Genomic DNA, 11,425 nt, shown 5'->3' on the forward strand with positions numbered 1-11,425 from the left:
GTCGGGGTATTCAATATCTGGATCAATAGCTGGTGTAAAGGTCATAATTTCTGCTCTGAGGTTATTTGTCTGAAAATTAAATTCTAGCAGTGAGGTTATCTTTCCCCTGTAGTCCCAAAATAACATCGCCAATAACGTTGATCAAAATGTTTGTGTACTTTTGTTAAAAAGAAAAAGTTTTCTTGACAAAAAGAACAACTTGTGCTGCAGGATAAATCTCTAACTTGGCAACAATTACCCGCACTAGAAGCTGATCGAAGATAGCGATCGAGGGTTATAATCGAGCCATTACCCCGCGCTCCCAGTCGGGAAGATAAATCTATGATGACCGCTCTCTACGAGGAAGATTTTGTTCTCTGGACAGAAAAAACCGCCGAACTGTTAAAGCGAAAAGAGTTTGACCTGGTGGACTGGGAAAACCTGATCGAAGAGGTGGAGTGCATGGGAAAAAGTGACAGACGGGCTGTAGAGAGTTTGTTAACTCAATTATTAATCCATCTCCTGAAACTATCCTATTGGGAATCGGAAAAAGAACGGAATGCCCGTCATTGGCTCGAAGAAATCGCCAATTTTAGGGTTCAATTGGAAAGAAAGGTAGATAGTCCGACTCTCACCAATCACCTGCGGGATACTTTCGAGACAGCCTACTCCGATGCCAGAAAAACCCTGATCAGAGCTAGAATCGTCGATAAAAATGCGATTCCCCTAGAGTCTATATTCACTCTCCAACAGGTATTAGACGGGGATTGGTTCCCCATCGATATCGAACCTTTTTTGGAAACCCGTCTATAAATTGCAGCCATCTCACCGCCAAAAGATTAGGATTATCAGCGAATATAACCGAATATGAACGATATCGAGCAACTCCGCCGCCAACTCATCGAACGCTACCAACAATTATCGGCACTCGATCAGGTGATCGTCCGTCTTTTTTCCCTAATCTATGAACCGATCGCCCGCAGCACTTTTCTAGACTGTTTAAATCAAGCCCATTACCGCGACGAGAACAACCGGCGATTTAACGGCCAAACCCTGAAATCCCATTTAGATCGCCTCCTAGAAGCGGAAGTAATCATCCAGGACAAAGGCTATGGGCCGCGCTGTCATCCCCTCCTCGTCGAGATTGCCAGCCGTGATAGCGTTAGCAAGGGGGAATTCAAGCGTTTTGCCGAGATCATCAAGGACAAACTGCCGCAACCCCGAACTCGTTGGGATGAAAGCCTAGTTTTTCAGGGAAAAGAGCAATTAATCCGAGAAATCCGTCTGGCCATCTATCGTCAGGATTTCGACTCGATCGAACAACAAATCGCCGATTATCAGAAAACCAGCTATTCTTCCTCAAAAATCAGCCTGGAAGACCTTCTGGTTCTCATCTACGATAACCCCTTCGATGGGGATTGGTTACGGACGCAACCGACCAAATTTCAAGCCCTAGCACTAAATAGCATTCTTGTCAAGGCTTTTGAAAAAATAACTCGCGCCGATGGAGCTTTTTCCCTCCTAGAAGAACTCTGTCAAGACCAGACCAGTGTTTCCGAAGGCCATTTGTGGCTCGAACAGGCAATCATCCGAGGACAAAGCGATAAAGTGCGTCGGTATCTCGATCGCCCCTTCCCGGAAAGCCAAGCAGCAGAAATCGGAGCGCTCCGGGGTTGGATTGCCTTTCTAGAGGGGAAAAACAGCAAAGCGATCCAAGAATACACCCTCGCCCTTAAAGCCCTAAAAAAAGCTAAAGGAAAACAAAAAATCTATTTTTCTTCAATTAGCGGCTTCTCCTTTATTTTCGCCCTCCTCAAAGAAGGAACCCCCGAACGTCTCGCCGAAGCCGCCAGCTATACCAATTGGGTGACGCGTCAAAACGATCATCCTTTCAGTCCTATCTATGCCCGTCTGGAAAAAATCATCGCTGCCCGTCAGGGAGATATGCAGGCCAAAGACGCAATCATCGACGCGACGATCAATCCCTACCAAATGGGCCAGGGTCTAGAGACTCTTCTCTATAGTATCTGTCTCTACTGGATGAGTAGCGACATCGCTAAAAAACATCTGCCCCGCCTACTCTTGCCCCTCTACAAAGATGCCAAGGCGGCTGGCTACCATTGGTTAGCCCTGGAAACCGGGGCCCTACTGTCCCGACTCGATCGAGCGCCGGAAGCGGAGGTGGTTATAAACTGGCATCTCCCTTCCCCCCTGGTGGATGCGATCGAACCCCAAGAAGCTTGGCAACTGTGCCTGAATGCCTTGACTAATCTGTGCGCGCCAACACCAACCCCGGGTAAATCTAACCCCGTCGTCCGCCTTGCTTGGTTTATCACTATCCATTCCGAGGATTATTTCCTGCAAGCAAAAGAACAAAAACTCGACGCGCGGGGTAATTGGAGTCGTGGCCGTCCCGTCTCCCTGAAACGTCTGCGAAAAACTGGGGAAATTGACTATTTAACCCCGCAAGACCTGAAAATTTGCGCCCATATCTTCGTGGAATCCAGTTACTATGGCCAGAACGAGTATCACTTTGAGCGCCGGGCCATTATCGAACTGATCGGTCATCCCCTGGTGTTTTGGGAAGATTCCCCCGGAACGCGGGTAGAAATCGTCGCCGGGGAACCGGAATTGCGAGTAAGAAAGGAAAAATCGGGTAAATTAATCCTCTCTTTACTACCCGATCTCAGCGATCGCCAAGAAGTGCTGATTTGGAAAGAAACCCCCACTCGCATTAAGGTAATCGAAGTCAAGCCAGAACACCGAAGCATCGCCGACATTATCGGCAAAAGCAACCGCCTAGAAGTCCCCGACAAGGGCCGGGAAAAAGTCCTGGCCGCGATCAATTCCCTCTCCGGGATAGTGACAGTACATTCCGATATCGGCGGAGGAAAAGCAGCCCGGTCAGTGGCGGCCGATAGTCAACCCCGGATTCATCTCTTACCGGCTGGGGAGGGTCTAAAAGTGGCGGTTCTCAGCCGTCCTTTTGGGGCAGCCGGTCCCTATTTCCAGCCTGGAAAAGGGGGCGAAACAGTGATCGCCGAGATCGAGGGGGAACGGCTGCAAACAACTAGGGATTTAGCCCTGGAGAAAAAACTGGCCCAAACAGCGATCGATTCTTGTCCGATCCTGATCAGTTTTGAGGAAGAAGATGGGGAATGGCGGCTAGAAAATCCAGAGGATTGTCTAGATCTACTGCTGGAATTGCGGGAATTAAGCGATAGTGTCCTCGTGGAATGGCCGGAAGGGGAAAAATGGCGGGTGTCGCGTCAGGTGCGATTACAGGACCTACACCTAAATATCCACAGTCAACGGGATTGGTTTGCGGTCAGTGGTGAACTGCACCTAGAGGAGAAATCAGTCCTGAGTATGCAGGAGTTGATGAAATTGCTAGAGGGATCGCCGGGGCGGTTTATTCCCCTCGGAGATGGTCAATTTCTCGCCCTAACCGAGGCATTTCGGGAACGGTTACAGGAAATGCGCGCTTTCTCGGAAAAGTCCGGCGACGGTTTGCGGTTTCATCCCTTCGCTGCCCCGATTCTCTCGGAACTCAGCGAGGAAGTGGGACAACTCAAGGCCGATAAACGTTGGCGCGATAATTTACAACGCTTTCAGGAGAGTCAGGATTTTACCCCAGAAGTCCCCTCAACTCTACAGGCAGAATTGCGCGACTATCAACTGGAAGGCTTTCGCTGGTTAGCTAGGCTGGCCCAGTGGGGGGCCGGGGCCTGTTTGGCCGATGATATGGGATTAGGGAAAACTTTACAGGCCCTGGCAGTGATCCTTACCCGCGCCTCGGAGGGACCGACTTTAGCGATCGCTCCTACTTCAGTATGTTTGAACTGGATTAGTGAGGCGGAAAGGTTCGCACCTACCTTAAATATCATCCAATTGGGAACAGGCGATCGGCAAGCACTACTCGATCGACTGCAACCTTTTGATCTGTTGGTCTGTAGCTATGGGTTATTACAGCAGGAAGAAGTGGCCACCATGTTGGCCGGGGTAGAATGGCGGACAATCGTTCTCGATGAGGCCCAAGCGATTAAGAATTTCTCCACCAAGCGATCGAAAGCGGCGATGAATCTGCGGGGGGATTTTAAACTAATCACCACAGGAACACCGATCGAGAATCATTTAGGGGAATTATGGAATCTTTTCCGTTTTATTAACCCCGGATTGTTGGGATCCTTGGAAAGTTTTGATCGCCGTTTCGCCACCCCGATCGAAAAATACGGCGATAAAACCGCTCGCGAACAGTTAAAAAAACTGGTGCGGCCTTTCCTTCTCCGGCGCACCAAAAACCAAGTTCTGGCGGAATTACCGCCCCGTACCGAGATTTTAGTCCCGATCGAGTTAAGCGTCGAGGAGAAGGCGTTTTACGAGGCCTTACGGCGGCGCGCTTTGGAGAAATTAAGCGAGAGTGACAGTACCGCCGGGGCAAAACATCTCCAGGTACTGGCAGAGATCATGAAATTACGCCGGGCCTGCTGTCACCCGCAGTTAGTGGCTCCAGATTTGGATTTAGCCGGCTCGAAATTGTCCCGTTTCGGGGAAATTCTGGATGATTTATTGGATAATCAGCATAAAGCGTTGGTATTTAGTCAATTTGTCGATCATTTAGCGATTGTCCGCAGTTATCTCGAGCAACGGCAGATAAAATATCAATACCTCGATGGTAGTACCCCAGCCAGCGATCGGCAGAAACAGGTGAAAGCGTTTCAAGCGGGGGAAGGGGACGTATTTTTAATTAGTTTAAAAGCTGGGGGGACAGGATTAAATCTCACCGCGGCCGATTATGTTATCCATCTTGATCCCTGGTGGAATCCCGCAGTGGAGGATCAGGCCTCCGATCGCGCCCACCGCATCGGCCAAAAACGTCCGGTGACGATTTATCGCTTAGTGGCCAAGGATACGATCGAGGAAAAAATCGTCGATCTGCACCACCATAAACGCGATCTCGCCGATAGTTTATTGGAGGGAACCGACGCCAGCGGCAAGCTATCCACTGACGAATTATTGCGCTTAATGGCCGAGGGATAGTAGGACCGCACGGGAGAGGGGAAAGGCGGTTTCACACCAAATCCGTTTTTAATAGTGTGATTAACTGCCAAGTTATCAATTGTTTCTCCCTGCTACCCACTCTCTGCTCTTTTATACTTTTTAAACAGGATTTGGTATTATATAAGCATTTTTTATCAATACACCATTAATACTTGAGAAGATTTCAATTTACATTTGGCAATATTTATTTTTTCTCAAGAATTAATTGAGAATTATTTTTATTTATCGACGAGATAGCAATAGTTACAGCGATTCTGGTATAATTTTACTCTATGCAATGATGGGTTTTTCTGTGCTTTTTGTGTTTTTAGCTGTTGAGCCATCCTGGAAACCCTCTCTCAATCCCCACTGCCTACTTAAACAATATTAGTGACCTTCTCTCTTTCTCCCCTTTTTAGCCCAGAGCGTTGATCAAAATGTTTGTGTACTTTTGTTAAAAAGGAAAAGTTTTTTTGACAAAAAGAACAACTTGTGCTGCAGGATAAATCTCTAACTTGGCAAAAATTCCCCGCACTAGAAGCGGATCGAGGATAGCGATCGAGGGTTATAATCGAGCCATTACCCTGCGCTCCCGGTCGGGAAGATAAATCTATGATGACCGCTCTCTACGAGGAAGATTTTGTTCTCTGGACGGAAAAAACCGCCGAACTGTTAAAGCGAAAAGAGTTTGACAGGGTGGACTGGGAAAACCTGATCGAAGAGGTGGAGTGCATGGGAAAAAGCGAGAGACAGGCAATAACGAGTTTATTAACTGTTTTAATTGAACATCTGCTAAAACTATCCTATTGGGAATCGGAAAAAGAACAGAATGCCCGTCACTGGATAGTGGAGATCGCCGCTTTCCGAGCGCAATTAGAACAAAAAATAGATAGTGCCACCCTCGCCAACCACGCCCGCGATTCTTTGGAAAAAGCCTATTTAACCGCCAGAAAATCCCTGATTAATGCGCGGATAGTCGATAAAAATGCGATTCCCCTAGAGTCTATATTCACTCTCGAACAAGTATTAGACGGGGATTGGTTCCCCATCGATATCGAACCTTTTCTGGAAACCCACCCATAAAAAATTTTCGCTATTTTATCCAAATTCAACTAACTTTATCTACCCTAGAGATAGAGACTTTTCCTAGTAATTAGCATCCTTGGGATAACTACCTGAGATCGATCAAAATGGGATTTAATAAGAATAAGGCCGCATGATTAGCCATTGCTTCTGATAAATAAATCTTTTTATATTTAATAATCCCCGTTTCCAGAAAAGAATCCCTTAACATGGCTTTTGTCCCACTATTAAAATCCGCTTCGTAAAAAACTTCTTTAATTCCCGAAGAAATAATTAGTTTTAAACAGGAAATACAGGGTTCTAAAGTAACGTAAATACTAGCGCCTTGGGTAGAAATACCGTGTTTGGCCGCTTGAGCGATCGCATTAGCTTCGGCATGAATTGCCCGAGAGGGAATTTCTCCGGATTCTCGACAGGTTCCCAAACCGGGATAACAAAAACCCTGGGCAGTACAATGAACCGTTCCCGATGGAGAACCATTGTACCCCGTAGCTAAAACCTGCCGATCTTTGACAATTACCGCACCGACGGGAAAAGCTAAACAGGTAGATCTGGTGGCGGCTAATTTAGCGATCATTAAAAAATATTCGTCCCAAGTCGGTCTTTTTTCTTCAGAGTTGATCACGGTTTCATACCAAGCTAGAAAAAGCGAAAAAGAGGGGGTTATCTCTGATAGCTTATCATTAGATAACCTCTAAAAGTTAGGAACGGGATCAGGTTAATAACGCCAATTCAAAAATGAAACGCATCAACCTCAAAAGTTGACAAAGAAAGGCTCATCAGGTAGTGTCTGATCAATACAAAAACAAATCAGACCTAAAAACGAAGCCCTCAACATCTTAACATAGAACAAAGAAACCCGCTCTACCAACTTAGTCAAGAGGGAAATTTATCTCAACGGCAAATGGATCTCTGGCTCGGATGTCATCAAAGCACGATATCACGGGAATTAATACTAAATCCGTTGAGTATAAGCTACATATCAGGACAGGCAAAAGGCAAAAGGCTTCGGCCGTGAGACTTCGGCGTGAGCTTTTGTCGAACGCTCAGCCGAGCCGTGGAGGAAAAAGTAAACGTGGACGGATTCCTAGTCCTGTGGATATCTGCGAGCGACCAGCAATTGCTGACCAGAAAACCGCAATCGTTCATTGGGAAAGTGACACAATGATTGGAGGAAATCATCTAGGAGTTCTCGTTGCATATATAGACAAAGCCTCGAAATTTCTAGTAGCAGGATTGGTCAAAAACAAAACCGCATCGGAAATCAACCCTTGTCACCGAAAAACTTTTCCCAGAGATTCCCCCTGACCAAAGAAAAACCTTTACTTGTGACAAGGTCAAAGAATTTTATGGACATCAAGAGTTGAGCCAGACACTAGGCTCAGATTTTTATTTTGCTACTCCTTATCATTCTTGGGAAAGGGGATTAAACGAGCCTAATAATAGACCATTAAGACAATTTTCCCAAGGGAACGCATTAGAAAATCCTTAAACCAGAGCAGATAAAAAGAGCCGTAAACTTAATTAATAATCGTCCTCGAAAATGTCTTGACTATCCTACCCCGAATGAGGTATTCTGTGAAGGTAGATCAGACAGTGATGCAATTCAGACTTGAATTGGCGGATTGTATAATATGAATTCTCCTGCACCTGCGCCGAACCCCTTTCAAGTGGTTTTAGAGCGTTACCAGAATGCTCTAAATTATTTAGATACTTCTCATAATAAATCTCTGAAAAAAGCACAGGCTTTAAAAATTATTGCCGCCAGAGATGCTCTTCATAAACAAATGGAAGCTGAGGCGGAAATTTCCGTTGATATGTCGTCAAAATTAATCGAACAAGATAATAGATTAAAACAGAAAAGTTACAAAATTACTCAAGTTCTTGACTTAGCTGAATATCGGGAGACTTTACCTATGTCTGCTCAGGCTTGGTGGTGGCATTTAGAAAGTAGGGAATCTCTGCATCCTTGCAATCGCTTTGATTGGCTATTGAGAAGCGGTAAACTGGTTTTATTAGGGGTTAATTTTACATTAATCGGAACGATTGCTACTCGGTTTCTTAGTGGTGGTTCAGGTTTGCTAGAAATAGGAGGTGTTATTTTTTCGACTTTCATTTCTTTATTACAAACTGAAAATGCTCTCACACGGACGCGCCAGAAGGGTTTTGTTAAGTTAATGAAATTGCTTGGGATTGCTGAACATTGGTATGAAGAAATACAGTTTTCTGTAACAGTAATAGTCTTTGCTATTCTCTTGGGAATTTATCTAAATTTCTCTTGGTTTTCTGAGTTTTATAAGCAAGAAGGCAACCGTTTACAATCTCCTCCGCCAGCAAGTCAAGAATTTCCTAATTTAGCTTCAGCCGAAGAGAAGTATTTAAAAGCGATTGAGTTAGATCCAGATAATCTAGATGCTCATTATAAGTTGGCAACACTTTATGAAGAGTTACAGGATTTGACTAATGGGAAGAAACACTATTTAATTGCGGCAAAAGGTGGTTTTATAGATGCTTATAATAATCTCGCTTATTGGTATCTGCGCGATAATAAGAATGCAGAAGCAGTAGAGTTACTGGAAAAAGCTAAGAGATTATTAGCAGAAAAAGATGAAAAACTAGACCAATTTACTGAAGAGGAGAAACGCAATTTAGCAGTACAAAAATATAGTATTTATAAAAATCTAGGCTGGGCCAGATTTAAGCAAAATCGCAGTGAAGATGCAGTTCCTAATCTTTTAGTTGCTATTGGTATCGCTGAAAATCCAGCTTATCAGAAATTTATCCGCAATCCCGGTGCTGCTTTTTGTATTTATGCTCAACTTTTAGAAAAAGAAGACAAGAAATTATCTCAGGAAAATTGGCGTAAATGTCTTAATTTAGCTCAAGGGAGGGAAATTAATACAGAGGAAGAACAATGGTTATATGAAGCGAGAAAAAAATTAAAGTGAAGTAAAGTTTAGTGACTATTCTCTGAGTAATGCGCTAAATCCTTCTTGCTGAAAATGCTTATCAAAGGTTAATATTTCAGAGATTTCCAGTTGTCTCATAATCTGCATGGAAGCACAATCAGTTAAACTGTATCCTTTATCTAATCGTCTTTGGTAAAAATCAAAAGCTTGCTGAAATTGTTCACTGGTTTGGGGAATGATTATGGTTTTGCTGTCATTGCGTAAATCATGAGTTAGACGAATAGCTGATTTACGCAAAAATTCCCCTCTACTGCATAAAGCATTGAGTAATTCTGTCAGAACCATTTCACTGGTAACACCTCTAAAGTTACCCAGTCTTGCTACCATACTTATAGCAAGTCTATGAGCATTATCTCCTCTATCAGCTAACGCTTTTAAATAGAAGGTATCTAAGAAAATTTTTCTCATTCTTCCTCATCTTCTCTCGGTGCGCCGTACATATAATGTTCCGCGTTACGCGCAAAGTCTCTGGGAAAGTGTTTTCGCCATTCTGATTGGGGAACAACGTTACCAATCTCAACAATTCTTTGCCAAAAAGGTTTTTTGCGAAATTCTGGGTCATTTTCTAGTGCATCCCATTTAGCATCGAGTTCTTCCATTGATAACTCAGGCTCTTCGGATCTGTTAGAGGTTGAATGATTGTTTAAGTTAGTCATGATTAAAGGTTCCTTTTAGATTAAAGAGAATAAGTTAATGATAACCTAAATTATCTGGTCAGGTAAATGTTTTGCGAAAATTTGTTTCATTCTTCCTCATCTTCTCTCGGTGCGCCGTACATATAATGTTCAAAATTACGCGCAAAGTCTGTAGGTAAGTGTTTTCGCCATTCTGATTGGGGAACAACTTTACCAATCTCAACAATTTTTTGCCAAAAAGGTTTTGCTAAAAATTCTGGGTCATTTTCTAGTGCATCCCATTTAGCATCGAGTTCTTCCATTGATAACTCAGGCTCTTCGGATGTGTTAGAGGTTGAATGATTGTTTAAGTTAGTCATGATTAAAGGTTCCTTAGTGATAATAGGTTACTTTTATCATAGCATTTTCGAGTTGGAGCGAGGTACGGAGATTATCGAGGGTAATTAACCACAGAGACACAAAGAACACAGAGATTATTCACCGATGTTATAATTTATAATGATGATGGCAAGAGAGCCGAATGTTTAACTGAAAGCTTGACATTATTTTATGTACAGACTATATTATATTTATGGAATAGAATATTATATTTGATCCAGATTTTAGGTTCTGGTTTTATCAACAAGAACAGGGACTTCAAAATGAAGTATTTGCTGTTTTAACTGTATTGATGAAACTTGGACCAGCACTGGGGAGACCACGAGTTGATACCATTGAAGGAGCTTCTTTTAAGAATATGAAAGAGCTTCGTATTCAGTATAAAGGTGAACCTTGGCGTGTTTTATTTGCCTTTGATCCTCATCGACAAGCAATTTTACTTGTTGGGGGGAACAAGTCAGGTAACAAAAGATGGTACAAAGAAAATATTCCTATAGCAGATCAACGTTATCAAAAATATCTGGAAAAACTTAAGGAAGAAAAGTCATGAAAGAATATACCAACTTCTCGGAAGAATTTAATAAACTTTGTGGAGAACGACAAGCAATTATTAAAGCAAGAGCTTCCCAAATTTATCTGGAGGAACTTACGCTTAAGTATTTGCAGGAAAAACTAGGTTTATCTTTATCAGAATTGGCAGAGCATCTTGAAGTACAGCAATCAATAGTACCTAAACTTAAACAAGAGCAAAATCTAGAGCTAAATACACTGCGCGAAGTAGTTAACGCCTTAGGTGGAATTGTCAAAATTCCCAACAAAGAACCTATAATTATTGGTGACTATTCAGAAACGAAGTGTAATTAACCACAGAGACACAGAGGACAGGGAGATTATTTGCCAATGTTATAATTTGTACTCAATAATAAAGGTGTTCGCTTTTGGAACACAATATTTAAGATGGAATTAACGGGAAGACTCCATGAAAGCTATAAAGCAAAAATCTTAAATTGGTAAAAGTCTAATCCGAAAAATACGATCTGTTACTGACACAATTGCTCCCGTCTTTAATGCTTTTGTACAATCTCGTAAAACTATAGTTAAACGCTGATTAATTAGATTGTAGTTTTCATTGCCTAAACCGAATAGGATGACACTTAGTAAATTATCACCACTAATAGCGAGAAGTTGAGAAAAATCTAGATCTACAGTTAAAATTATCCGCTTTTCTCTTTTTGCTTTGGCAAGAATTTCCTGATCAGATAAAGTTTGTAAGCCTTCATCTCGAAGATGAACGACATCATAACCTTGTTCTCTTAACCATGAGACTGTACGCAGAGAAAT

11 protein-coding genes and 2 pseudogenes are annotated in these 11,425 nt (G+C 43.0%); 8 read left to right on the plus strand and 5 right to left on the minus strand.

What is annotated here, in order from left to right:
• The first annotated feature begins 321 nt into the window (after positions 1-321).
• From MICAI_RS13585 to MICAI_RS13595, 3 genes are all read left to right on the plus strand, one after another.
• The gene (locus tag MICAI_RS13585; RefSeq protein ID WP_008202947.1) at positions 322-792 is read left to right on the plus strand and encodes a DUF29 domain-containing protein; all 471 of its coding nucleotides are present in this window, start codon (positions 322-324) and stop codon (positions 790-792) included.
• Between the two features lie 54 nt (positions 793-846).
• The gene (locus tag MICAI_RS13590; protein ID WP_008202949.1) at positions 847-5,019 is read left to right on the plus strand and encodes a DEAD/DEAH box helicase; all 4,173 of its coding nucleotides are present in this window, start codon (positions 847-849) and stop codon (positions 5,017-5,019) included.
• Between the two features lie 612 nt (positions 5,020-5,631).
• The gene (locus tag MICAI_RS13595; RefSeq protein WP_008202951.1) at positions 5,632-6,102 is read left to right on the plus strand and encodes a DUF29 domain-containing protein; all 471 of its coding nucleotides are present in this window, start codon (positions 5,632-5,634) and stop codon (positions 6,100-6,102) included.
• Positions 6,103-6,190: 88 nt separating this feature from the next.
• On the opposite strand, the gene MICAI_RS13600 is transcribed toward MICAI_RS13595, so the two are convergent.
• Entirely contained in the window at positions 6,191-6,727 is a 537-nt protein-coding gene (locus tag MICAI_RS13600; protein WP_008202954.1) for a deoxycytidylate deaminase, read from the minus strand.
• A 219-nt stretch (positions 6,728-6,946) separates the two neighbouring features.
• Between MICAI_RS13600 and MICAI_RS27900 the strand changes: the two are divergent.
• From MICAI_RS27900 to MICAI_RS13610, 3 genes and pseudogenes are all read left to right on the plus strand, one after another.
• Positions 6,947-7,054 (plus strand): annotated as a pseudogene (locus MICAI_RS27900) (helix-turn-helix domain-containing protein); the annotation flags it as partial.
• A gap of 98 nt (positions 7,055-7,152) precedes the next feature.
• Positions 7,153-7,718 (plus strand): annotated as a pseudogene (locus tag MICAI_RS23985) (IS30 family transposase); the annotation flags it as partial.
• A gap of 18 nt (positions 7,719-7,736) precedes the next feature.
• Complete coding sequence (locus tag MICAI_RS13610; protein ID WP_008202958.1) at positions 7,737-9,050, plus strand: tetratricopeptide repeat protein; 1,314 nt, start codon at positions 7,737-7,739, stop codon at positions 9,048-9,050.
• A gap of 15 nt (positions 9,051-9,065) precedes the next feature.
• On the opposite strand, the gene MICAI_RS13615 is transcribed toward MICAI_RS13610, so the two are convergent.
• The 3 genes from MICAI_RS13615 to MICAI_RS13625 form a co-directional block, all read right to left on the minus strand.
• A complete protein-coding gene (locus MICAI_RS13615) occupies positions 9,066-9,479 on the minus strand; it encodes a type II toxin-antitoxin system VapC family toxin (RefSeq protein WP_002797269.1) in 414 nt (137 codons plus the stop codon).
• Positions 9,476-9,727, minus strand: a complete 252-nt coding sequence (locus MICAI_RS13620; protein ID WP_008202961.1) for a hypothetical protein — start codon at positions 9,725-9,727, stop codon at positions 9,476-9,478. The genes MICAI_RS13615 and MICAI_RS13620 overlap by 4 nt, the downstream gene beginning before the upstream one ends.
• Before the next feature lie 86 nt (positions 9,728-9,813).
• A complete protein-coding gene (locus MICAI_RS13625) occupies positions 9,814-10,065 on the minus strand; it encodes a hypothetical protein (RefSeq protein ID WP_002791108.1) in 252 nt (83 codons plus the stop codon).
• Positions 10,066-10,292: 227 nt separating this feature from the next.
• On the opposite strand from MICAI_RS13625, the gene MICAI_RS13630 reads away from it, so the two are divergent.
• A complete protein-coding gene (locus MICAI_RS13630; protein WP_039900160.1) occupies positions 10,293-10,634 on the plus strand; it encodes a type II toxin-antitoxin system RelE/ParE family toxin in 342 nt (113 codons plus the stop codon).
• A complete protein-coding gene (locus MICAI_RS13635) occupies positions 10,631-10,948 on the plus strand; it encodes an XRE family transcriptional regulator (protein WP_008202964.1) in 318 nt (105 codons plus the stop codon). The genes MICAI_RS13630 and MICAI_RS13635 overlap by 4 nt, the downstream gene beginning before the upstream one ends.
• Before the next feature lie 138 nt (positions 10,949-11,086).
• Here the strand turns inward: MICAI_RS13635 and MICAI_RS13640 are convergent.
• Positions 11,087-11,425 (minus strand): DUF5615 family PIN-like protein (locus MICAI_RS13640; RefSeq protein ID WP_071989059.1); only part of this gene is annotated, 339 nt, incomplete at its 5' end.

Source organism: Microcystis sp. T1-4 (genome assembly GCF_000297435.1).
GTDB lineage: Bacteria > Cyanobacteriota > Cyanobacteriia > Cyanobacteriales > Microcystaceae > Microcystis.